Here is a 23,019-nt window from a genome sequence, read left to right as displayed (position 1 = left end):
CCTTTTCTCAGCGCAAGACCCTAAGCTCTTCCTTGAGACTTTCGACGTCGGGAATGACGAAGGTGCGCGGCGCCGGCCGCTGAATGTCGCCCGACCGGATGAGCTCGGCCAGAACCGTCGACACCGACTGGCGCGCCGCGCCGATGGCCATGGCGAGGTCGTCGCCGTGGGGAGCGGAGTCGATGACGACGCCCGCCGAGGTCTGGCGGCCGTCGTGCTCGGCCATCTCGCAAAGATAGCGGATCAGCCGATAGCGGACACTGCGGAAGGCCATCTCGCCGACCATGGTCAGCGACCGGTTGAGCATCTTCTCGACGGCCGGCAGGATGCACATGCCGAACTCGGGATGGTCGCGCGTCAACCGCCGGAACAGCGTGCGCGGGATCACCGCCGCTTCGCCCTCCTTACGAACCTCGACCACCATCTCGGGCTGAAGCGGCACGGCGTCGCCGGGCCCCATGGTGAACAAGGTCAGCTCCTTGCCCTCATGGGAGGCGAAGCAGCGATAGCGACCCGACGCGACCACCAGGATGGCCTCGCCGGTCTCGTCCATCAGGTTGGCGCCATAGACCAGGTGCCCGACCTTCATCTTGCGCAGCTTGGGACCGCCTTCGTTTTGAAGAGTCTCGAGCACCACATGCGGCAGCGCATCCCGGCTGGCCGGATCGGCCAGCGCTGGCCGCGCCGGCTCGCGTTCGATCTTCTTCGTCGCTTCGGCCCCGCCCTGTCCTTTCAGCGGCATCTGCATGCGGGCGAAGAAGGTCGCTCCTTGCGCCGACTGCACAACGCACTCATCGGCCGACGCCTGTCGCGTGACGCTGGCGTGCTGGACCGAGAACAACTGCCGGAAATGCAGGACGCCGATCGCCGACCAGCTCAGGCCGATCAGTTCCACCGCCGCGCGGTTGGCGCCGACCAAACGGTCGCTGTCGAAGGCCAGCAACCCTTCGTTGGGGCCGCCGAGCAGACGCGGGTTCGAATGCAGGTGCATCTGCTCGAAGCGGCCGTATCGCCGTTCGAACAGACGCCGCTCGATCTCGTTGGCCGCCCGCTTCAGGAGCGGCAACGAATAGTCATGCGCCACCGTGACCGACGTCGAGAGATCGATGATGCCGGCAAGAGCCCCGCAAGGATCTATGACCGGCACGGCCGAGCAGCTGATATCGGTGTTGCCGTTGCAGAAGTGCTCGGCGCCGATGACAGACAGGGCGAAGCGCTCGGAAAGGGCCGTGCCGATGGCGTTGGTCCCCCTCGCCTGTTCCGACCAGTCGCCGCCGGCGCACAGACCGAGCCGTTCCGCTTCGTCGCTGAACGTGTTGTCGCCCAGGCGGACCAGCACCACCCCGTTGGGGTCGGTCAGAACGACCACGCCGCCGAGCGGCTGCGTCTCGCGACAGAGCGTGACGATTTCACCCCAGGCGGAAACCAGCAGTTCCTCGTTGCGCTCCCTCAGCTCCTTGAGCGCGGTCTCCGTGAGACGGGTCTCCAATCGGCGCGGCGTGCCGTTGGAAAGGCCATGCAAGCTGCTGCGCTCCCAGGAGCGCAAGATCGGCAGAGGGATGCCCTCGGGCACGATGCCGTCGGACATGAACTTCGAGCGAACGGCCAACAACCGCCCCTGATCGGGCAACGGGCCTGGACGCGCATTTCGCTCGTGCCGCCCCGAGGTGCTTCGACAGGTACCGCAAGCGGCTGGCCCGCTCACCGGAATTGCACATGTGTCGGCTTCGAGCCGCTTAGGCAGGACCATTTCAGCACCCTCCCAGGCGCGTCCATCGCTGAAATACCGACGACATCGATTGCATTTTCCGCAACCGGAGCGTCTCGGGTGAGCCACACGGCCTCATGACCGGACTTCAGGTAAAAGTGGGCTTTCCTGTCATGAATCCGATCATAGGCTCTGTCCGACTAAATCGTTATGATCCATCAGTCTAAGTGACCCAGAACCGAAGGATGACCTTGTTTTTCTAGATTTATCAACGAACTAGTCGTTACGCATATCCTCCAGAACCCGCCGCTTCCGGCAAAGCGGAGGCGACGGACCGGATGCCGTCTCGACAGCGATGTCAACCTCGGCCGATCGTAACGCCGGACCAATCGTCGGATGGGCGAGCAGAACGGAGCGAACCTCATCCACCGTTCCGGAAGCCAACGTTACGATCTCGACCGTGAGGCGCGGCTGCCGACCGGACTTCAGTTTCACCATGAAGTCGACGACTCCATCCACCGCGAAGATCGCATCGTCGAGTCCCTCCGGAAGCAACAGCCTTCCCTCCTCTCGCGGACTCGGATCGCCCATGCGCCCGCCGAGGCGAAGCCGGCGGAGAACCGAGCCGCAGCGACATGGGTCTTCGACGAGACTGCCACTGTCGCCGGTACGATAGCGGATGAGAGGCAAGCCCCGTCGCCGCAAGGTGGTGATGACCACCTCCCCTACGCGTCCGGGCGGCAGCGCCCGCCCCGTGTCGGCGTCGACGATCTCGACGTAGAGATCGGTTTCCCGGATGTGCAGACCATCGTGGGCCTCGCAGGCGAGTGCGCCGCCATAGCCCGTTTCGGTCATGCCCCAGTGTTCGAACACCTCCGCCCCCCAAATGACGGCCAGGGCGGCCCGGAAGCTCGGCGAAACGCTGTCTGCACTGACAAGCGCCGTCTCGATCCGGAGCGGAGGCCCGCCATCGGCCGACATGCGTCGGGCAGCGGCGCCCAGCGTCACCGGCATGCCGGCGATGGCGGCTGGTTGCAGCTCGCGCAAGGCGCCGACCAGCGTTTCCAGCGAGCCGTCCACCGGCAGCGCCACGGGAAAGGCGCCGAGCCGGGCAAGCCCGCGCATCAGGAGATCGCCGACGCTGTCCGGCCGCTCGGCGGGAAAGGCCACGGCGACGCAACTGCCCGGACGCACGATGGTGGCCATGCCGTGCTCGAAGTAGGCGACGGTCGCCTCGATGTCCTCTTCGGTGAAGAACAGTCGCTTCTGCGGCCCCGACGTTCCCGTGGTCGGGATCGTCACCAGGCGCACCGCGTCGCGAAGCGGCAGGGCGACGAGCGATGGCTCGCCGCGACCGAGATCGGCGGCCGTTGTCAGCGGGAACAGAGAGATATCCCCGAGGTCGGCGATCTGGCCCGGCTCCGGCCATCCGGCCAATGACCGGTAGAACGGGCTCCTCGCTCTCGCCGTCGCCAAGGTCTCGTTCAGGCTTCGAAGCTGGTAGGCGTCGAGGTCGTCGCGGGTCGGCAGCCCCCCGATCCCGATCGTCCTACCCACCCACGCGTCCAGCGTTCCCAACCCGTTCATGTCGACGGCTCGCGATAGAGCGATCGTCCGTCGAGATCGGTCAGATTGTAGGCGCAGAACGGGATCGCTCGGCCGTCCGACTTTGCCACGTGAATGTAGCACTGGCGCAAGCGGTCGAGGTCGAGCGTCCAGGCGTCCTGGAAGGCCATGGCCGACAGCGACAGACGCCGGCCCTGACGTTCCAGAAAGGCGTCGAAGGCTTCGAGTCCGGAAGCCGGCGTTTCATCTGACAGCGCGCTCTTCCATTGGCCCGCCACGTAACGCTGAGCGCGGGCCACTTCCGGTGATCGCCCGGAAGCCGTGCCGCAACAGCTCCCCTCCGCCGCGGCTTCTCCCGCGGCGGAACCGCAGCAACCGCCGGACACCGGTTCGGGATCGGCGACGAAGAGACCCGAGGGATCGACGGTGAAGCGCCCGCTGAACGAGCAGAACGGGTTCTCGGCCGAACCCGGACTGAAATCTTCAAGGCGTATGGTGCCCTGCGAGTGCTCAATCAGCGCCTGCATCACTTCGGGCAGCGTTATCCGATCCTCGTCGTGGGGCGCTTCCGGACAGCGCCCGAAGTAAGAAACGGGCTGGAAATGCACGGCCCTCACCGTCGGCATCTCCCCCTTGGCGAAGTCGACGATGGCGCCGATCTCATCGGTATTGACGCCGGGAACGAGCGTCGGCACCAGGACGACACCGATGCCAGCGGCGCGCGCACTTTCGATGGCGAGCCGCTTCGCAGCGAACAGGTCGCGGCCGCGCAGCCGCCGATAGACGGCGTCGCTGACACCGTCGAACTGCAGGAAGACGCAGTCGAGGCCGGCGTCGGCGAGCGCGGCGAGATAGTTCGGCTCGCGGCCGATCCTGATGCCGTTGGTGTTGAGCTGGACGAAGTCGAAACCTTTGGCCCGGACCAGCGCGACGATCTCCGGCAGGTCGTCACGTACCGTCGGCTCGCCGCCGGAGAGCTGGACATGCACCTGGCCGCTGCCCGCCCTCAGTGCGTCGAGGGTCGTGGCGATCTCATCGATTGGCATGTCGACGCCGTGCCGGTCCGCCGAGGCGAAACAGACCGGACAGACGAGATCGCAGCGCGACGTCACGTCGATCAGCACGCAACAGCTCTGCTGGCGATGATCGGCGCAGAGGCCGCAGTCCCTTGGGCAACCCTCGGCAACAACCGTCGCCACGGTGACCGGAGAGGCCGTGTTGCGACGGCTGCGGGACCATATGTCGTAGCTGCGCAAGCCCCGCCAGACCGGCGTAACGACGCGACCGTGTTCCGGACAGGTCTTGTCGAGATAAACCGTGTCGCCGATGGCGACGCGCTCGGCCGGAATGGTCTTGAGACACTCGGGGCAGACACTGCGCGTGCGGCCGAAGGACAGGCGGACCGGCCCGTTCATCGTCCGCTCTCCACCAGAGCGTCGGGCTCGCCAACACCATGAGCGTCAGGGAGAGGCCCGGTCACCGCTTCGACCGCCGCGAGCACGGCCGCGACGGCGGCATGGCGGCGCCGAACGCTGGCCAGCGCGGCGGGATCGGAGGCGAAAGCCGTGAATGCCGGAGCAAAGCGCTCCTCGATCCCGACACGCTGCTCGCCCTTGACGAGCTTGTCGGCAAGAAACACCACGTGACGCGGATCGATCGGCTCTCCCGGTTCGATGGCGCATTCCATATGGACCGCGACGATCTCGGCCACCTCGGCAAACCCGAACGCGGCGACACGCCGGGCACCGGCGGCGGCGTGGTCGGATTCGCCCTTGGCGATGTCGTGCAGGAGCGCTCCGGCACGGACGGCCGTGGTGTCGAGTGCATGCCCCCCGGCAGTCAGTCGGGCGGCGATGTCGACCGCCAGCCGCGCGACGGCACGGGAGTGGCGACGCGTCGGTTCGGGCGTGTCGGCGGCCTCCAGCATCGCCTCGCACTCCGCCTCGTCGGGGTGGCGGCGATGGGGCAACGACGCGGCCAGACGGCGATAGTCGTCGGGATAATCCATGTCGCGCACCATGCCACTATCGATCACGGCGACCGACTGAGCCTCGTCTTGATGACGGTCGAGAATGTCGCGCAGCGTCATCTTCGACGATGCGGCAAGAATCTCGGCGAACAGCCGGCGATGAACGAAGGGCGGATGCCCGGGGCGGCCGCGAAAGGTCGAGCGAAGCACGCACGCCTCACCCTTCCTGGCGCTTTCGGCGATCCGGCTCAAGGTATCCACCCTGACGAGCGGCACGTCGACCGGCAGGATCATCACTCCGTCCACCGTGTCGGGCAAAGCTGAGATTCCGGCCTTGATGCTGGACATCATGCCGTCGGCGAAGGCCGGATTTGCCACCGCCACCGCGCCTCGAACCTCAGCTACCGAAGCCACCCGTTCGGCCTCGTTGCCGACGACGACGTAGGCCGGCCCGACGGCGGCGGCTTCGATGGTCGAAAGCACGTGCCCGAGGACGGTGTCGTTGCCGAATGGCAGCAGCGGTTTCAGCGCACCCATCCGCGACGACCAGCCGGCGGCCAGTACCACGACGGCGATGCTCGATGGCCCAGACATGACCGGATCACTCACGGGTTCTCCTCCTCAGGGGGTACCGTGATATCTACCCCATGGTCGGCAAGCGTTTCCTTGATCTTGGCCCAGGTGGCGAGGATCAATGCCGGGCAGCGCTCATGCTTCAGCCCTTCGTCGAACTGCATGATCGCAGAGCAGTCGATCCCGCCGTACTGGCCGGTGGCGGCGGCGTTGAACCAGCCGGTGAAGTCGTCGAGCATGGCCGCCAACTCGGGATGCTCGCGCTCGCCGTCGCTTCCACGTCCGGCGTAGTAGCCGATGGCGCAGCAGCCCGCCGACAGCGCACCGCAGTTGAAGCCCTGCCCCATGCCGAGGGCAAGGCCAGACATGGCGCGCACGAGGTCGGGATCGTCGCGGCCCTGCGCTTCGAGAGCGAGCCGCATCAGGATGTGGCTGCACTTGAAATCGTCGATCAGCAACTCGGCGACACGAAAGGATTCCTCGCTCATGGACGTGAGATCCCTGACGGTTCGGCGATCCGCTCGGCAACGAACAGCCGATAGCGGGGCCGGCGGTCGGCGGTGGCGCAGCCGCGCTCGCCCCACAGGGGATCGAGCGAGCCATAGTGGAAGATGAAGCGAGCGACGAAGCCGGCGAACACGTCCGACCTGTCCTCGTCGACGAGAATGGCGAAACCGGCACGTTCGATATCTTCGGCGAGGCCGTCCCGCCCGTCGTCGCTTGGCCAGTCGACGTCGGCGAGCAGCAGCCGGCCACCGGGCCTCAGCACGCGCCACCACTCGCCGAGCGCCGCGCGCCGGTCCGCCATCTGGGAAAGACTGCATTCCGAGAGTATGGCATCGAGACAGGCGCTGGCGAATGGCAACCGCGCCCCGTCGCCATGGAAAAGCGCCGACTTCACGCGCGAAGCGGCAATCGCCAGCGTCCTCTCGTCGCGGTCGACGCCGATGCCGGAGTAGCCGTGACGCTCCAGCCAGGCGAGGCTCTCGCCGGCTCCGCAGCCGACGTCGAGCACCTTGGCGCCGAGGCGAAGCCCCGACCGCTCGAACAGCTCCCTGACGATCGCTCCATCGCCGGGTCGCAGCCATTCGCCGGCCGCGCCCTCGACGCAGCCGCAGCCGAACAGTCCAGGAAAGGACGCGGACTTCTCCATCACTTGTCCTCCAGCGCCTGTTCGACCTTCAGCATCCGACCCGAGGCGAGCTCCTCGGACACGTAGACGAAGCCGCAAGACGGGCAGCAGGGCAGCTCGACCGGGAAGGTCTGGCCAAGATAGCTCGCCTCAACCTTTCGCATTTCCAGCGGCTTGTCGCAGCGGGCACAGACGAGGTCGGGAACCTCTGCGGATAGGCCGCTCATGACTTCACCTCGACCTGCATGCGATGGCCATAGGCGCGATGGACGAGGAAGCCGCCGCCTTCGATCGGTTCGAACTCGACCCAGGTGGTCACCGTGCCGATGCGACCGGAAGCGGTGAAGCGGCCGCTCGCCCTGTCTTTCAGCATGCGCCCGGTTCTTTGCGCTTCGGCAATCACCTCGGCGATGTCGTCGACGAGCAGCAGCTTGCGCTCGATATCGGCGCGGACGGCGTCGGCTATGACGAGGGTGACGGAGGGAACGGGATCGCTCATGCTTTCTCCCCAGAGGTCGCGCAAGAGGCGACGGCGCAAACGCAGCCGATTGTCGCGACGGCCGGAAAAGCCGGGGTCGGGGCGCGCCGCCGGATCGTCCGCCTCGGGAAAGACAAGGTCAAGGAGATGAAGGGCGCGCTTGCCACGCCGGGCGAAGTTGTCGCGGCACATGGCGCAATAGGCGAGGAAATCGTCATCGCTTTCCTCGATGCGCCGGTCGACGAACGCGTTGCCGACCTCGGGGTTGGCGAAGGAGACGAGGCCGCCGTAGCCGCAGCAGGTGGTTTTCTCGGCGCCGGTGAGTTCGCGAACCTCGGCGCCCAGCGAAGCGGCGATCGAGCGCACCGCCGCCTGAACGTCGAGGGCATGCCGGCTGGTGCAGGGATCGTGGATGGCGAGCGGCCGTGCAACGGGTCGTGGCGCGGCGGCCTCCGGCAGGCCAATGGCTGCGAGTTCCGTCCAGAGCGAAACGACGGGGATGTCCGGCAGGAACTCGCCGATCTGCTTCAGGCAGGTCGAGCAGGCCGTGACGATGCGTGGTCGCCCCTGCTCTTCCCAGACGGCGCGGAGATGATCGAGCACCTCCTGGTGTAGCTCCCGGCGGCCGGACCAGTGTGCCGGCGCGCCGCAGCAATCGAGCATGAAGCCGACGCCGCCCGGCAGCCGGTCGCAGAGATGGCGATAGATCGCCTCGACCTGGTGCGGCGCGGAAGCCGGGAGCTGGCAGCCCGGGAAGAACAGCACGGCGCTTCGGTCGTGGCCGGGCTGATGGCGGACGAAGGCGATCTCGTCGGAGCGACTGAAGGCCATGTCGCGCAGTGCGAAGTCGTGGTGAGAGGCCGGCATGTGACCGCGCTCGACCATGCTTTGCCGCGCGTCGAGACAGACATCGCCCATGGCGAGGTCGTTCGGACAGAGCGTCTCGCAGAGGCCGCACAGGGCGCAACTGTCGATCATCCGGTTGGACTTGCGGTTGCCCATGACGATCGAGTCGTTGTTGTAGATCTCGCGAACCGCCCGCTTCGGATAGGTCTTGTAGTGGGCGAGGTAGGCGCAGGCCTTGACGCATTCGAGGCAATGGCAGGGGAAACAGCGGGCCGCTTCCTCCATGGCCTCGGCATGGCAGTAGCCGGCGGCGGGATCGGCCGGTTGGACGGGCGGCACGTCGGCATGGCGGGCCGTGTTCACATAAAGGCAGGTGCCGGTGGCGGTGTCGTCTGCACGGCTCGCCGTCAGCGAGGCGCCCTGCAGGAAGCGGTCGATGGACACCGCCGCCCGCCGGCCGTCGCGAACCGACAGGATGGCGGAGTAAGTCTCGTCATCACCGCCATGCAGGCCGCTGCCGAACACGGTCGGGTGCGAACTCGCCAGCGTCTGCGGGTCGAGATCGAGTCGCCCGGCGGACGTGAGGCGCAGCGTTCCGGAGAACTGGATGGCAGGACCGGGCCCGATGGCGAGAAGAACGGCGTCATAGTTGGCGATGAGATCGTCGAGCGACGATGGTCCGGCGTCGCCGGTCACCCGCTGCCGACAGCGGATATCGATGCCGAGCCCGATGAGCGCGCCGAGGTCGGCTTCGATCGCCGATGGCGGCAGTACGGCCGGGTCGATGTCGTGGCGAAGCCGTTCGAGCGGGCGGGCCTCCGCCTCAAGAACAGTGACGGCGTGGCCCTTCATGGCGAGGTCGGACGCTGCCGTGAGGCCGGCCAGACCGGCGCCGACGATGGCGATCCGCTTCGGCTTGCGCGCCCGTTGGGCGGTGCGACGCACTGTCGGATAGGCCTCCTCGACGAGCGCCCGTTCGAGCGCGCCGAGGCGGACGGCGCCGCCGGCTTCGGCCCGGCGACAAGCCGTCTCGCAAGGGTGTTCGCAGATATGGGCGATGATGGCGGGGAAAGGAACGACACGGGCATAAAGGCCCATGGCGCCGACGAAATCGCCGGCGGCCATCTTCTCGGCCATGGCACGCGCGTCGACGCGCAGGGGGCAGGCGGCGGTGCAAGCCGGCGGCTGTTCCTCGATGCAGAGCGCTTCCCAAGCCTTGACCTGATCGCCATCCATGATCGTCTCGATGCGTCGTTGTGGAGGCAAATGGGTTACGGGCGGCCCGGGAGAGGTCGGGCCGCCCGCATGTTCGAGGAGCGGGCGGGTAGCTCCTCGACTGTCAGAACTCAGTTGTGCTGGAGTTCAGACTTCGTGGTGGACTTTCCGGCCTTGGCCTCGAGCCCCATCCTGATCACCTCCGGCAAGGCGGGAACGCGGAACACGCGCACGCCGCAGGCGTTGTTGATGGCGTTGAGGATGGCCGGATGCGGCGCGGTGAGCGGCGCTTCGCCGACACCGGCGGCCCCGAACGGCCCGAGGTCGCGCGGCGTTTCGAGATAGAGGATCTCGATGTCGTCGGGAACGTCCTTCGGATAGGGGATGCCGCAGTCCTTGAGCGTGGTGTGCAGCTCCAGGTCCTCGAAGTCCTCGGTCAGGGCAAGACCGATGCCCTGGGCGAGACCGCCGTAGATCTGGCCGTCCACCGTCGCCTTGTTGATGATGGTGCCGACATCGACCGACGTGGTGAACTTGACCACCTTGGTCTCACCGGTCTCAAGATCAACCTCGACTTCCGGCAGGAACACCTCGTACATGTAGATCGGGAACGGGTTGCCCTGGGCCGTGTCGGGCGAGCAATCCGTGCAGGCCGCCGCCACCCACTTGCCGTCGTAGGACAGCGGAATGTTGTCGGCCACCATCTCCTTGTACGTGCGATAGCTGCCGTCCGGCTTCTTCATGGCGTTGAGCATCATCTCCGCCGAAACGCGAATGGCGTTGCCGGAGAAGACGTTGGAGCGGCTGCCACCGGCCGGGCCGGAGTTCGGCCCGAAGGTATCGGCCATGACAAGGCTGATCTGCTCGGGCTTGACGCCGGCGGCGCGCAGCACTTCATGCGCCATGGTCTGGGCGGAAAGGTCGGCACCCTGGCCGTGGTCTTCCCAACCGGAGTGGACGATGAAGCCGCTCGGCGTCATCTCGACGCGGGCTTCCGAGCTGTCGGGCCCGTCGAGACCGCAGCCGTAGATGCCGAGCGAAACGCCGACGCCACGCTTCTTTTCACTGTTGGCCTTGTTGAACTCGGCGCAGCGCTTCTTGGCTTCCTCGTACTTCGGCCGGATCATGTCGAACAGCTGCGGCAGAACCAGCACTTCCGGCTTCTGGCCGGTCGGCGTCGTCGAGGTCTCGTTGTAGAGGTTCTTGTAGCGGAACTCGAACGGATCCTCGCCCATCTTCTCGGCCAGCATGTCGATGGCGATTTCCGAGGCAAGGAAGGACTGCGGCGAGCCGTAGGCGCGGAAGGCCGAGCCCCAGGCATGGTTGGTCGCCACCGTGCGGCCCTTGCCGCGGATGTTCTCGAGGTGATAACCGGCGCCGGTGAACTGGGCCTGGCGCAACGTCACCAGATCGCCGAATTCCGAATAGGGGCCGTGATCGAGCCACCAGTCGGTTTCCATGGCGGTGAGCTTGCCGTTCTTGTCGCAGGCGAGGCGGATGTTGATGTTCGCCGGGCTGCGCTTACCGGTGTAGGTGATGTTCTGGTATTGATCGTAGACCAGCGACACCGGCTTCTTGGTGACAAGCGCGGCGACGCCGAGCAGCGCTTCCATGGTCGGCGAGAACTTGTAGCCGAAGGTGCCGCCCGTCGGATTCTGGATCAGCCGGAGCTTCTCGGGAGGAATGCCGAGGCCGGGGCAGATCATGGCGTGGTGCAGGTGCACGCCGATCGACTTCGACAGGATCGTCAGCACGCCGTCGTCATCGACGAAGGCCTCGCCGCAGTCCGGCTCCAGATGGAGGTGCGGCTGGCGCGAGCAGTAGGTGGTGATGTCGACCATGGCGGCGGCGCTGGACATCAGCGGCGCGGTATCGGCGCCCTTGACGACGCCCTGTTCGTAGTAGGCATTGGGAACGCCGGGGTGGATTTCCATGGCGTCGGGCGCGAGCGCCGCGAAGCCGGACATGTAGGCGGGCAGCACTTCGAGGTCGACCTTGACCTTCTTGGCCGCGGCGCGGGCATGCTCCTCGGTGTCGGCGGCGACGATGGCGATGGCGTCGCCGAACTGGAAGATCTTCTCCTTGCACAGGATCGGACGATCCCAGCCGTCACCCTTGTTGGTCGGGAAGGTGATGAGGCCGGTGATGGCGTTCTTGCCGCCCACGTCCTTCCAGGTGATGATCCGCTCGACGCCGATCATCTTCTCGGCTTCGGACGTGTCGATGTTCTTGATGAGGGCGTGGCTCACCTCGGCCTGAACGAGCGCCAGGCGCAATGTGCCGACCGGCATCTTGAGCGCCACGTCGGCGCCGAAGTCCCAGGTGCCCGTGACCTTGGCGACCGCCGACGGACGGATGTATTCGGTGCCGAGGATGGAGCCGTCTTCCTTGGCCTTCGGCATGACGTCGTAAATGGTCTTCTCGCCGCGCATGATGGCGGCGGCGTCCATCACGGAGTCGATCAGCGGCTTGTAGCCGGTGCAGCGGCAGAGATTGCGGTTGCGATGGAACCAGGCGCGGACTTCCTCGCGCGTCGGGGTGAGGGTCTTGTCCAGAAGCGCCTTGGCGGACATGATGAAGCCGGGCGAACAGACGCCGCACTGGGCACTGCCGTGGGCCATCCAGGCGATCTGCAGCGGATGCAGGTTCTCGGGCGTGCCGATGCCCTCGATGGTGACGATCTTGGCACCGGCGGCCAGCTTCTCCATCGGCGTCACACAGGCGCGGATGGGCTTGCCGTCGATCAGAACCGTACAGGAACCGCACTGGCCGTCGGCGCAGCAGACCTTGCAGCCCGTCAGCATCATCTGCTCGCGCAGCACGTCGGCGAGCGACCGCTTGGGATCGGCGACGACCCAGCGCTCAACGCCGTTCACATTCAGGGAAATGCGTTTCATGTCTTCCTCCTAGGTTGTAGCGTCCGTCACAGCATCCCCAATCAGCTGGCAACGGAGAGAGGCTTTCCTTCCTCGGCCGACCCGCACCAATCCATGGTCCGCGACAGCGAACAGGCCTTGTCGGCACCTCGGATGTGGGCGATCATTTCGGCGGTCACGGAGACCGCGATTTCCTCGGGCCCTTCGGCACCGATTTCGAGGCCGACCGGAGCGCGGACGCGGGCGAACGCATCGGGCGCAAAACCGGCTGCCACGAGATTCTTGTAGACGGTCAGCACCTTGCGCTTGGACCCGATCATGCCGATGTAGCCGGCCGGCGTGCCGAGCGCCCAGGCGAGCGCCTCCTGGTCGAGCGCATGGCCGCGCGTGGCGATGAACACCAGCGACGCGGCGTTGGGCGAGAGATGGGCCGAGGTCTCGGCGAGCGGGCCGGCATAGGTGCCGGCGGCGGCCGGGAAGCGCTCGGGGTTGGCGAACTCGGCGCGGTCGTCGACGACCACCGTCTCGAACCCGAGCGTCCGGCAGATGGCCTCGGTCATCAGGCCGACGTGACCGCCGCCGAAGATGTAGACGGTGCGGTTGGGCATGATCGCCTCGATGTAGAATTGCAGGTTGCCGCCGCAGATCATGCCGAGATCGAGCTTCGGGTTCTTGTGGAGGTCGATGGCCAGCATCTGCGACTGGCCCGTTTCGATGACCTGAAGGGCCACCTCGATCGCCTTGCCCTCGGCGGCGCCGCCACCGACCGTGCCGGCGATCGTGCCGTCGGCCCGCACCAGCATCTTGGCCGCCGTCGCCGAAGGCGTAGAGCCCGACTGGGTCACGATGGACACCAGCGCCGAACGGCGGCCGGCGTCGCGCTCCCGGATGAGTTCCTTGTAGATATCCATGTCGTCCTCCGGCGGCCTGCTCGACGCAACGCTCCCGGACGGCCAGCCATCTCCTTGCAACCCGCCACCCCATGTCTCCTCCACGGGGCGGCGCCGAGCGGCGACCTGTCCATGGTGAGAAGAATCCGCCTTCGCGAGGATGAAATCTGTCCGCTATTGGACTCGTTGCCCCGAAATCGCTGTCGCCTGCACGACGACTTCGGACGATTCAATGGCGGAAAGAGATGAAAAAGCCCGAAAAACCGCCATTCTCGACCACACCTATCTGCAGTGGGGGCAGGATGCGTATGAGCACGGATACGGGCGCCAGCCGGCGCTTCGCTGGAGAGAAAGTCGCGCACGGAGGCCGACGCGTCGGGACGACGCGGCCGTCCCAGGCTCAGGGATATGGAAAAGACGTCATACGCTTTCCGCTTGATCCGGACTCAGCCGGCTCAAGCGGGCGGCTCAAGCGGGTTTCGGCCTGACCGGCCGGCGCCCGGTCGGGCGCTTTCGCCTCCGTCAGGTTCCGCCCGAAGGGTCGAAACCTGACGGAAACGGTATCAGCCGCCCGTCATTGGCGGAAACAGAGCGATCTCCCGCGCCTCGCCGAGCGCCTCGTTCTGTTCGATATGCAACTGATCGACGGCGACACGAACGGTCGACGGCGATTCGAGCGCGTAGGCATAGTTGTCGCCGCGCCCGGACAGCCAGGCGATCATGTCGCCGGCCGTGCGGACGTGGTCGGGCAGTCTCAAATGCTCGTCGGAAAGACCGATGCGCTCACGCACCCAGGCGAAGTAGACGACACGGACCTCACGGCTCGACGCTTCCATCGGTCTCTCCAACGATCCACGGCACTCAGGCCGCTACCGGCGCGGCGGCATGGGCGGCGGCGATGTCGTCTGCGAGCCGGTCGAGTTCGGCAAAGGCGGCCTCCCTCGGCAATCCCTTGACCATCACCGGCTCGAAGAAGGTGGCGCCGAGTTTCGGCAGCATCGACTGAACGATCTCCGGCAGGTTGCCCTCCCAGCCGAAGGAGCCGATCACCGCCGCGTATTTGGCCTTGAGGCCGAGCACGTTGGCGAGCAGCGCCGCGTAGGCGACGCCCGGATGCGGCCCCGACAGCACTGTCGGCGAGGCGAACACCACGGTCGACGCCTCGACGAGGCTCATGGCGAACTCGCCGGTGTCGAGATCGACGACGTTGATCGGCTTGACGCCCATGCCACGTTCTACGAGCCGGTCGGTGAGGTAGGAGACCATCGCCGCCGTGCTCTCGTACATCGACACGTAGGGGATGACGACGAAGGGCTTGGGCGCGTCGGACGTCCAGCTGCGATAAAGGTCGAGAACGAAGGGCGGGCGGGCGTAGATTGGCCCGTGGCTCGGCGCGATATAGGACAGATCAAGCGCGCCGACCTTGTCGACCGCCTCCTTGGAGAAGCTGCGGTAGGGCATCATGATCTCGGCGTAATAGCGCTTGGCCGCCGTTTCGACCCGCGCCTCGTCGTCGGCGTAGAGATCGGTGGTGGCGAGATGCGCGCCGAGGAAGTCGCAGGTGAACGCCGTGCGCGCCTCCGGCACGTAAGTGCACATGGTGTCCGGCCAATGGACCCAGGGCGTCATCAGGAACTGCAGCGTCTTGTCGCCGAGCGACAGGCTGTGGCCATCGCCGACGGTGATGAAGGCGTCGCGGTCCACCGGCAGCGTGTCCATGATGAAGCGCTTGCACTTGGCGTTGGTCACCACCTTGGCCTCGGGGAAAAGGTCCAGCACGGCCGGAATGGAGCCCGAGTGGTCCTGCTCGGCATGATTGGCGACGATGTAGTCGATGCGCTTGACGCCGGACTTCTTGAGGGCGGCGATGAACTCGGCCGTCTTGGGCGGATAGATGGTGTCGATCAGCGCCGTCTTCTCGCTGCCCTCGACGAGATAGGCGTTGTAGGTCGTGCCTTCCGGAAGCGGCACCAGTTCGTCGAACAGCTCGCGATCCCAATCGATCGCCCTGTAGGAATAAATGCCGTCCGTTACCTTTTGCGGGATCATCTCCGGCTACCTTTCAGTTGAAGACATGAGAAACGGAAGAATGGATCAGCAGCACCCCGAGGCCGGAGCCGCGTCGATCTCCGCGCCGCCACCCGGCGCAGAACAGTCGAACCGGCCGAAATGCACGGCCCGGCTGCCATCGACCCGGAAATGCCGGCCAAAGCGGCTCTCGCCGATCATGGCGGCCGTGTTGCCGCAAACCAGCATCGGCTTTCCGGCTATGAAGCGATGATGATCGTCGAGAACGAAGGCGTTGGGCGAGTCGGGCAGACTGCCTAGGTAGGTCGCCACCTGACCGTAGTCCTCGCAGCAGTCCTCGAGCCCATCGAGCTTGAAGGCGCGCACCGTCATCGACCAGAAGGTCGTGGCGCCGACCAGGAGCTCGGCATAGGGATGGCCGATGGCGATCGGGCGCCTGGAAAGCAGGCGGAAGTCCGGCCAGCCGCTTGCCGACATCAGGCGGCGGAAATCCTCGACATAGAGCGCCCCGCCCAGGCATTCGCCCACCAACAGCGGGTCGGCGGCGACCTCCGCCGGCAGGCGACGGCTGGCGAAGACATCGGAGAACAGCAGTTCGCCGCCGGGCTTCAGCACCCGATGGATCTCGGCGAACACCCTCGCCTTGTCGGGAGAGAGGTTGAGGGCGCAGTTGGAGATCACCACGTCGATCGATCCGTCGGCGATGCCCAGGGACGCGAGATCCTCGAACTGTCCCTCTATGAAGCTGACGTTGGAGGCACGGTGACCGAAGATGCGTGCCTGCTCGGCCTGATGGTCGCGGCCGACCGCCAGTTGCTCCGGCGTCATGTCGACGCCGATGGACCGGCCGGCCTCCCCGACCAGCGCCGACACCATGAACACGTCGCGCCCTGTGCCGCAGCCAAGGTCGAGCACCGTCAAGCCCTCGACATCATCCGGCATGGGCGAACCGCAGCCATAGAAGCGATTGACGACTTCCGGGTGGATCGCATCGAGAATCGACCGCAATCGCGGCGACAGCGGCTCCGATGAACAACAGGCGCCGGTCTTGAGGTCTCCGCTCCCCTTGAGCCGTGTTCCGTAATAGTCCCGAACCGTTGCCGTCAGCCCGTCCATCGCAACCTCCCTGCTTCCCAAAGGCCAAGAAGCTTTGGAAAGCCCCAGTGGAGATCATCGCGCCAAACGGAGAAGCGGTCTGTCACCGACAGGACAGAGAGCAAGAATGGCCTGTCGGTGGCGCGACTCGGCGCCAGTCGAGCCGGTTCGTCCGACATACGTCTCGGAAGCTTCGACTACCGTTCAGTGGCGCCAGGGCAGCGTTCCGCTCGGAAGGCGATTGCCGAGGCGATCGACCAGCAGCGCCAAGACCAGCACGAAACCGATCGAAGCGACCGAAAGGGCTGCGGCGGCCGTCGAGTTGCCTTCGTACTGGAGCGAAAACACCATCACGCCGATGGTCTCCACACCGCTCGACCAGAGCAACGCCGAGACGGTCAACTCATTGAAGGCGGTCATGAACACCAGAATGGCGCCAGCCGCCGACGCCGGGGCGGCAAGCGGCGCGATCAGCCTGGCAATGCGACGGAAGGTGCGCGCACCCAGAATGCGCCCCATCTCGTCGAGACTGGGATCGAGACTGGCAAGCGCTGTCTGAACCGGTCCGATGGCCAGCGCCAGAAAGCGCGCGACATAGGCCAGCAGGAGGATCGTCGCGCTGCCATAGATCGACACGCCGATCAACGGCAGCGGCGGCAGGAACACGAGAATATACGCGAGAGCCAGAACCGTTCCCGGCACGATGAACGGAAGCTCGGCGAACCAGGCCACCCGGCGCGCGACCATCAGCCTGCGAACGGTTCCGAAATAGGCAAGAAGAACGGCGATGCCGGCCGTCGCGACGGCTGCGCCGGCCGACAAGAGGATGGAGTTGGCGAAAGCGCGCCGGACCGTGGCGCTGTCGATCAACGTCGAGCGGAACCCTGCCAGCGTCACGCTATCCAGCCCCAGGCGGACACCAACGGCGGGGCTGAGGGCGGCGCCGAGTAGCGCCAGGAGCGGCACCACCGAAAGCAGCGTGACGACGCTCCAGAGAGCAAAGACGAGGGGGCGGTGGAACCTCCCCGCCTCGAACGGCGCCAGCGGGCGACCGCTCCGGTCGATCGGAGCGGATCGGCGCAAAACGATCGCACGCAGACCAAGCGCGACGCCGGCCATTGAAACCAGCACCAAGGCCAGAACGGCAACCTGCCCGATCACAGCCGGACCGAAACCGTTGAGGCGCTGATAGATGAGCGTCGTCAACATCGGATAGCGTCCGGGGATGCCGAGCAGAGCGGGCACGCCGAAGTTGCCGACCGAAGCGGCGAAGGCGAGGCTCGCACCGGCGACCACAGCCGGCACGGCGAGAGGCAGCAGAACGCCGGTCACGATCCTGAACATGCCGGCCCCGCCGATCCGGGCCGCCTCGATGAGATCTTCCGGCAAGGTCGTCAGGCAGGCCCTCACCGCCAGGAAGACCAGCGGCATATGCTCGATGCCCATCAGCCAGACGATGCCACCGCGCGAGTAGAGCGGGTTCGTCTCTCCCTGCGCCTGCGCGAAGCCGAGCAGGCCGAGAAGCGGCGAGGACGATCCCATCAACTCGATCCAGGCGAGCGCCATGATCTGCGAAGGTATGAGCAGCGGCGACAGCACCAGAAAGGTGAGCGCAACCCGATTGCCGATCCTGAAGAGGCTGATCGCCAGTGCCAGCGGCAGCCCGAGCAGCACGGAGACGACCACCGAGGCGGAGGAGGTTTCCAGCGTGTTCCAGAAGGCCCGCTCGAATGCCCGACTGCTCAACGCTTCGGACATCAGGCCGAAGCTCTTTCCTCCCTCGCCGGTCCCCAACGCTTCGACGAACAGCCGGCCGAGTGGCCAGACGGCGAGAACAAGTACGACCAGAGCCAGAAAGGCGACGAACAGGGGTTCGTCGCCTCTCGACACGCGTTGCCGACCGGTTGGAGAGACTCGTGGCACCGAAAGATCAGCCACCGAACAGGTCCGCGAACTTCTGCTTGTTGGCGGCGTCGTCGGCCAGCATCTTGGCCGGATCGGCCGACATGATCTTCAGGCTGTCGAGCGCGGGATAGCCGGCCGGCGGGTTGACGCCGGCGAGGATCGGGAAATAGCCCTGCCCGACCGACTGTTCCTGCGCCGTCTTGCCGATCTGCCAGTCGACGAAGACCTTGGCCGCGTCGATGTTGTCGCTGTCCTTGAGGATGGCCACCGGCTGGGTGATCGACGACACGCCTTCCTTGGGGAAGACGAAGTCCACCGGCGAGCCCTTAGCCTTGGCGTTGAGGGCCATGTACTCGATGATGATGCCGTAGGCCTTCTCGCCACGCGCCACCGCCTCGACCACCGTGCCGTTGCCTTGGCCGGCCACCGCGCCGGCATCGGCGAGGGTTTCATAGTATTTCCAGCCGAACTCGGGCTGCTGCACCATGGTATCGACATGGATCACCGCCGCTCCCGAATAGAGAGGGCTCGGCATGATCAGCGATTTGGCGACATCCGGAGCCGTCAGGTCGGCCCAGGAGACCGGAGCCGTCTTGACGAGGTTGGTGTTGTAGATGATGCCGGTGGTGATGAGCTTGGTGCCGAAGAAGGTCCGATCCGGATCGATCACCGCCTCGGGCAGGCCCGCGGTGGGAGCGTCGGCATAGGCGTAAAGACGGCCCTCGTTCTTGAGCTTGGTCATCGCGACGGCGTCGGCGATCAGCATGACGTCGGCGGGCGTCGAACCGGCGGTGAACTCGGCTTCGAGCTTGGTCATCAACTCGGTCGTTCCGGTACGGAACACATCGACCGTTATCTCGGGATGATCCTTGTTGAAGGCGGCGACGACGGCCGCCATCTGATCGTTCGGCTGGGACGTGTAGACGGTGATGGTCCCGGAAGCGGCGAAAGCCGCTTGGGAAAACGCCAGCGCGGTTGCGACGGCGGCCAAAGACGCAAGCTTCATCGACATGGGAGCGACCTTCCTTTTGGTGATGCCGCAAACCTAGAGGCCGGACTTAACGTCTCCATGACGCCGCCCCCGAAATGGACGCCGGCTACCATTCGAACGAGGGCTGGAACACGAAATTCTCGCCGGAAAGCGTCCTGGCCAGCCGCCCGACGGCATCGGCTTCGAGAAACGCGGCCATGACGATCTCGGGACGTAACGCGGCCAGAAGGGCGCGAACGCAAGCCAAGCGAGGATGGACATTCCAGCGAGCGAATCCTGCCAGTCCTTCATCGGTGAGAATCCTGGCCGGTGTTTCGGCCGCCAGATGGCCGGTGAAGACGATCCGCCCGACACCGTCCGCGGCAATGCGCGTCGCAAGGCCGGCGGCAAAGCCGCCCGCGGCGTCCGCCGTGCCGGCGATGATCACCGCATCCGGCAGGCGGTCCTGGCTGGCGATACCCGGATCCAGGGGCAAGCTGCATCGAAGAAGGCGTGTGAGTGCCGCCGCGACGTCCTTGTCCGGGGAGGACTCCCACGCGATCAGCGTTTCGGCGACGCGCCGATGAGCGGGGCAAAGCATGACGCGGCGACCCGCATCCATGAAATGCAGCGCCATTTCCAGTCCGCGTCCGGCCGGCGGCGCCGGCAGAAGGCAGGGGCCATCGCCGATGGCCGCGTCGAGCCCCGCCATCTGTTCTGCCAGCGACACGTCGGCGACACCGTAGGAGGCGTCGAAGACCAATGCCCTGGCCGGAAGAGGGGCAGTGGCGGGAAAGAGCCGGCCTTCGTCGCTGTAGTCGCCGGTATAAAGGAGTCCTTCGGGGCCGCCGATCCGCATCCAGACGGCTCCGGGCGCATGGCCGGCCGGCCCCGTCTCGATCGCGATCCCGGCGACTTCGGTTCCGCCGCTCAGCGGCAAGGTGCAAGAAAACGCGGCGTGCGAGCCCTCCATCAGAGATCGCGTAAGGCCGGTCGCGAAGACGGGAGGCCGGCCAAGTTTCGAGACGAGGTCCAGCGCGCCGGTATGGTCATGATGGAGATGGCTGATCAGAACCGCATCGACCTTGCCGATGCCGGCAAGACCGGGACGCATAGCGGAATCGGGGCCTTCACCAAGGTCGAGAAGCAGTCGCCGTCCCTCAATCTCCAGCAAGAAGCAAGCCGGCCCCTTGGCGCCAAAACCGGAGAGCGCAAGGAGGCGATTCATGCCGCCTCGCGCGCCAGAACCCAGCCACCTCGGAGCGCAAGGCAGACGGCTTCGCCGATGGTGCCGCGTTGCGGGCTGAGAACATCGACCGAGCCGACGGCCCCGGTTTCTCCCACTTGCACCGTCAGCCGATGATCTCCTCCCTCGAAGCGGCTGCCGACGACACGACCGTTGAGCCGCTCTCCGCTGCCTCCGCCCTTGGCGAGTTGAACGTCACGGGCTCTGAGGCACAGCCAACCGGGACCGACCGGGGCTCGGCCTTCGACCTGGAACTCCGCGTTGTCCAGCCGAAAGCGCGTCGTTCCCTCGCCCGATGCCAAGACATCGCCGGCCAGGAGTCTGCCCTGCCCGACGAAACGAGCCACCATGGGCGAAGCCGGACGCGCAAACAGCTCTTCCGGTGGCGCCAGCTGCTGGAGCCGGCCACGATCCATCACGGCCACCTGATCGGCCAGAGCCATGGCCTCGTTCTGATCGTGGGTGACGAACACGAAGGTGGTCTTGGCCTGGGCGTGGATGCGACCGAACTCGGCGAGCATGGTCTGCCTGAGATGCGCGTCGAGGTTGGCGAGCGGCTCGTCGAGAAGGATGATCTCCGGACGGACCGCCAGGCTGCGCGCCAATGCGACGCGCTGCCTCTGTCCGCCGGACAGCTGATGCGGACGCCGCGCGCCTTCTGCGCTCAGTCCGACCAGATCGAGCGCTTCATGGACCCGTCGTCGCCGGTCGGCCCGGCTGAGGCCACGGCCGGCCAGACCGAAGTCGATATTTGCCGCTACGGTCATGTGGGGCCAGAGGGCATAGGACTGGAAGACCATGCCGAGACCGCGATGCTCGGGACCGACGAAGCCACCACGACCGGCAACGGGTCTCGCGCCCAGCGCTATCTCGCCGGCATCCGGTCTTTCCAGTCCGGCTATGAGGCGGAGAATGGTCGTCTTGCCGCATCCGGACGGCCCCAGGAGCGCGAAAAAGGAACCGTTTGGTACCTCGAAGGACACGTTATCGACCGCTACCTTGTCTGGATAGCGTTTGCTGACGCTCTCAAGCCGGATGTTCGCCATGGTCTTCGCCCTGCTGACTTCCGCGCGTAACGCACAGCCGGTGAAGCTTTCATGACGGCCCGAAGGTTTGGCCGGTGCCAAGTGCCGAGCGATGACCTGAAAACAAAAGGCCCCGCTGTCGCCAGCAGGGCCTTTTGTTGAATGGTGGGCGCGACAGGGATCGAACCTGTGACCCCTTCGGTGTGAACGAAGTGCTCTCCCGCTGAGCTACGCGCCCTGACCGTCATGCGGTGGCGCGATATAAGGGCCCTCGGCAGGGCAAGTCAAGGCGTCACGCGGACGAAAATTTGCTGGCTGGGGATCGGCGACGTCAGGACCGAGACGCTGGGTCGCAACTGGCGAAAACCGTACCCACGGTGACGGGCTGCAAGCGGTTCGCCTGAAAAATTCCGCGGCGCCCGGGGGGATCTCCGGGCGCCGCGCGCAGGGCGCTGCGTAGGGGAAGCGCTCTTCACCGGGTCAGGCAGCGGTGTCGAGCAAAGTACGCAGCGAAGGATGAATGTCCGGGCTTTCCTCGGACAAGAACTTTAAGAGCGCCCTTTCGTTGGCGTGGATGACGCCGTCGCGGCCGATGCGGTCGGCCAGCCATTTCACTTCCTCGGAGGTGACCGCTTCCGCCTCGCGGATGCGCGCCTCGTCGGCCTCGATCGGCTTCGAGGATGCGTCGTCTTGCTGGCTCCAGGCTGACCAGACGCCGCGCAGCCCGTTGGACAGCATGCTTGAGAGCATGTCGCCGAACAGCGCGGTGACGCCACCCGACGGCGCGTCGAGCCAAGCGTCGCGGCTCAACGTCTCCTCGCGCGACATCAGCGTGTAGCCACGCGCCGCCATCAGGAAGGAGGCGATGGCCTTGACGAACAGGTCCGACCAGGATGGATCGTTGTCGGCCTCGCGACTGCGGTCGTTGAGGTCGAACAGCACCTCCGCTTCCTCGCGGCTGATGCCGACGGAGCGCTCGTTGCCGAAGGCGTAAAGGATGGAGCGCATGCGCTCGACATCGGTGGCGGAGATGACCCCGCCCTCGCCGTCATCGGCACCCTTCAGCACGGACCGCGACACCTCGGCAAGCGCGAAGGCGGACAGCTCGACCGGCACCGAATCGGCGCGACGCATGATGTTGACCAGAAGGTCGACTTCAAGATCGGTGGTGATGCCATCGGCCGACAGCACGCCGATCAGCCAGCGGGCCATGTCCTCGCTGACGTGGCCGCTCGGGGCCGTCTGCAAGGCGACGTAGTCGGTCAGGGCCTCGATGTAGAGCTGACGGCCTGCCGGCGTGGGGAAGCCTTCCTCGGCGGCGAGGCGGCAGAGATGGCGGATTTCCTCGGCGTCGACGCCGCCATCGGCATAGACGGCGGCGCGCAGACGGGCGACCGCGTCGAGCGGTGCGGCGCCGGGCGCAATCGTCTTTCCGCTGTCGGTCATCGTTCCCACTCCCCGTGGCTTGCTGTCAAAGACGACGCTACACCACAATTC

Annotated in this window: 18 protein-coding genes and 1 tRNA gene; all 19 read right to left on the bottom strand. The window is 66.0% G+C overall.

What is annotated here, in order from left to right; all coding sequences use genetic code 11:
* Positions 1-7 precede the first annotated feature (7 nt).
* Positions 8-1,609: a helix-turn-helix domain-containing protein gene (locus M4J39_RS00245; protein WP_251725491.1), complete on the bottom strand. Its 1,602-nt coding sequence runs from the start codon at positions 1,607-1,609 to the stop codon at positions 8-10.
* A 375-nt stretch (positions 1,610-1,984) separates the two neighbouring features.
* Entirely contained in the window at positions 1,985-3,295 is a 1,311-nt protein-coding gene (locus tag M4J39_RS00240) for a DVU_1553 family AMP-dependent CoA ligase (RefSeq protein ID WP_251725489.1), read from the bottom strand.
* A complete protein-coding gene (gene trsS / locus M4J39_RS00235) occupies positions 3,292-4,689 on the bottom strand; it encodes a radical SAM (seleno)protein TrsS (protein WP_251725488.1) in 1,398 nt (465 codons plus the stop codon). Before trsS ends, M4J39_RS00240 begins: the two co-directional genes overlap by 4 nt.
* On the bottom strand, positions 4,686-5,852 hold the full coding sequence (locus tag M4J39_RS00230) for a DVU_1551 family NTP transferase (RefSeq protein WP_251725486.1): 1,167 nt from the start codon (positions 5,850-5,852) through the stop codon (positions 4,686-4,688). Before M4J39_RS00230 ends, trsS begins: the two co-directional genes overlap by 4 nt.
* Positions 5,849-6,304, bottom strand: coding sequence for a DVU_1555 family C-GCAxxG-C-C protein (locus tag M4J39_RS00225; RefSeq protein ID WP_251725484.1), 456 nt, complete (start codon positions 6,302-6,304; stop codon positions 5,849-5,851). The genes M4J39_RS00230 and M4J39_RS00225 overlap by 4 nt, the downstream gene beginning before the upstream one ends.
* Positions 6,301-6,969, bottom strand: coding sequence for a DVU_1556 family methyltransferase (gene trsM, locus M4J39_RS00220; RefSeq protein ID WP_251725482.1), 669 nt, complete (start codon positions 6,967-6,969; stop codon positions 6,301-6,303). The genes M4J39_RS00225 and trsM overlap by 4 nt, the downstream gene beginning before the upstream one ends.
* A complete protein-coding gene (locus M4J39_RS00215) occupies positions 6,969-7,175 on the bottom strand; it encodes a DVU_1557 family redox protein (RefSeq protein WP_251725480.1) in 207 nt (68 codons plus the stop codon). The genes trsM and M4J39_RS00215 overlap by 1 nt, the downstream gene beginning before the upstream one ends.
* Positions 7,172-9,508, bottom strand: coding sequence for a pyridine nucleotide-disulfide oxidoreductase/dicluster-binding protein (locus M4J39_RS00210; RefSeq protein ID WP_251725478.1), 2,337 nt, complete (start codon positions 9,506-9,508; stop codon positions 7,172-7,174). The genes M4J39_RS00215 and M4J39_RS00210 overlap by 4 nt, the downstream gene beginning before the upstream one ends.
* Before the next feature lie 110 nt (positions 9,509-9,618).
* Positions 9,619-12,384, bottom strand: a complete 2,766-nt coding sequence (locus tag M4J39_RS00205) for a molybdopterin-dependent aldehyde oxidoreductase (protein ID WP_251725477.1) — start codon at positions 12,382-12,384, stop codon at positions 9,619-9,621.
* A gap of 41 nt (positions 12,385-12,425) precedes the next feature.
* Positions 12,426-13,274 (bottom strand): XdhC family protein, encoded by an 849-nt coding sequence (locus tag M4J39_RS00200; RefSeq protein ID WP_251725476.1) that lies wholly within the window; start codon positions 13,272-13,274, stop codon positions 12,426-12,428.
* A 542-nt stretch (positions 13,275-13,816) separates the two neighbouring features.
* A complete protein-coding gene (moaD, locus tag M4J39_RS00195) occupies positions 13,817-14,089 on the bottom strand; it encodes a molybdopterin converting factor subunit 1 (RefSeq protein WP_251725474.1) in 273 nt (90 codons plus the stop codon).
* Positions 14,090-14,114: 25 nt separating this feature from the next.
* On the bottom strand, positions 14,115-15,302 hold the full coding sequence (locus tag M4J39_RS00190; protein WP_251725473.1) for an FprA family A-type flavoprotein: 1,188 nt from the start codon (positions 15,300-15,302) through the stop codon (positions 14,115-14,117).
* A gap of 45 nt (positions 15,303-15,347) precedes the next feature.
* Positions 15,348-16,397 (bottom strand): methyltransferase domain-containing protein, encoded by a 1,050-nt coding sequence (locus M4J39_RS00185; RefSeq protein ID WP_251725472.1) that lies wholly within the window; start codon positions 16,395-16,397, stop codon positions 15,348-15,350.
* 183 nt (positions 16,398-16,580) lie between these two features.
* Entirely contained in the window at positions 16,581-18,266 is a 1,686-nt protein-coding gene (locus M4J39_RS00180) for an ABC transporter permease subunit (RefSeq protein ID WP_251725470.1), read from the bottom strand.
* A gap of 40 nt (positions 18,267-18,306) precedes the next feature.
* Positions 18,307-19,293, bottom strand: coding sequence for an ABC transporter substrate-binding protein (locus M4J39_RS00175; protein ID WP_251725468.1), 987 nt, complete (start codon positions 19,291-19,293; stop codon positions 18,307-18,309).
* 85 nt (positions 19,294-19,378) lie between these two features.
* The gene (locus tag M4J39_RS00170; protein WP_251725467.1) at positions 19,379-20,479 is read right to left on the bottom strand and encodes an MBL fold metallo-hydrolase; all 1,101 of its coding nucleotides are present in this window, start codon (positions 20,477-20,479) and stop codon (positions 19,379-19,381) included.
* Complete coding sequence (locus M4J39_RS00165; protein WP_251725465.1) at positions 20,476-21,543, bottom strand: ABC transporter ATP-binding protein; 1,068 nt, start codon at positions 21,541-21,543, stop codon at positions 20,476-20,478. Before M4J39_RS00165 ends, M4J39_RS00170 begins: the two co-directional genes overlap by 4 nt.
* Before the next feature lie 142 nt (positions 21,544-21,685).
* A tRNA-Val gene (locus M4J39_RS00160) sits at positions 21,686-21,760 on the bottom strand.
* A gap of 242 nt (positions 21,761-22,002) precedes the next feature.
* Entirely contained in the window at positions 22,003-22,968 is a 966-nt protein-coding gene (locus M4J39_RS00155; protein ID WP_251725463.1) for a hypothetical protein, read from the bottom strand.
* Positions 22,969-23,019 lie beyond the last annotated feature (51 nt).

The organism is Pleomorphomonas sp. NRK KF1 (genome assembly GCF_023721755.1).
GTDB lineage: Bacteria > Pseudomonadota > Alphaproteobacteria > Rhizobiales > Pleomorphomonadaceae > Pleomorphomonas.
This window is presented reverse-complemented; position numbering and strand designations above follow the sequence as displayed.

Excerpts from the sequence above, each read along its gene's own strand:
- M4J39_RS00240 (WP_251725489.1), bottom strand. The coding sequence starts at position 3,295 with ATGAACGGGTTGGGAACGCTGGACGCGTGGGTGGGTAGGACGATCGGG.
- trsS (WP_251725488.1), bottom strand. The coding sequence starts at position 4,689 with ATGAACGGGCCGGTCCGCCTGTCCTTCGGCCGCACGCGCAGTGTCTGC.
- M4J39_RS00225 (WP_251725484.1), bottom strand. The coding sequence starts at position 6,304 with ATGAGCGAGGAATCCTTTCGTGTCGCCGAGTTGCTGATCGACGATTTC.
- trsM (WP_251725482.1), bottom strand. The coding sequence starts at position 6,969 with ATGGAGAAGTCCGCGTCCTTTCCTGGACTGTTCGGCTGCGGCTGCGTC.
- M4J39_RS00215 (WP_251725480.1), bottom strand. The coding sequence starts at position 7,175 with ATGAGCGGCCTATCCGCAGAGGTTCCCGACCTCGTCTGTGCCCGCTGC.
- M4J39_RS00210 (WP_251725478.1), bottom strand. The coding sequence starts at position 9,508 with ATGGATGGCGATCAGGTCAAGGCTTGGGAAGCGCTCTGCATCGAGGAA.
- M4J39_RS00205 (WP_251725477.1), bottom strand. The coding sequence starts at position 12,384 with ATGAAACGCATTTCCCTGAATGTGAACGGCGTTGAGCGCTGGGTCGTC.
- M4J39_RS00200 (WP_251725476.1), bottom strand. The coding sequence starts at position 13,274 with ATGGATATCTACAAGGAACTCATCCGGGAGCGCGACGCCGGCCGCCGT.
- moaD (WP_251725474.1), bottom strand. The coding sequence starts at position 14,089 with ATGGAAGCGTCGAGCCGTGAGGTCCGTGTCGTCTACTTCGCCTGGGTG.
- M4J39_RS00190 (WP_251725473.1), bottom strand. The coding sequence starts at position 15,302 with ATGATCCCGCAAAAGGTAACGGACGGCATTTATTCCTACAGGGCGATC.
- M4J39_RS00185 (WP_251725472.1), bottom strand. The coding sequence starts at position 16,397 with ATGGACGGGCTGACGGCAACGGTTCGGGACTATTACGGAACACGGCTC.
- M4J39_RS00175 (WP_251725468.1), bottom strand. The coding sequence starts at position 19,293 with ATGTCGATGAAGCTTGCGTCTTTGGCCGCCGTCGCAACCGCGCTGGCG.
- M4J39_RS00170 (WP_251725467.1), bottom strand. The coding sequence starts at position 20,479 with ATGAATCGCCTCCTTGCGCTCTCCGGTTTTGGCGCCAAGGGGCCGGCT.
- M4J39_RS00165 (WP_251725465.1), bottom strand. The coding sequence starts at position 21,543 with ATGGCGAACATCCGGCTTGAGAGCGTCAGCAAACGCTATCCAGACAAG.
- M4J39_RS00155 (WP_251725463.1), bottom strand. The coding sequence starts at position 22,968 with ATGACCGACAGCGGAAAGACGATTGCGCCCGGCGCCGCACCGCTCGAC.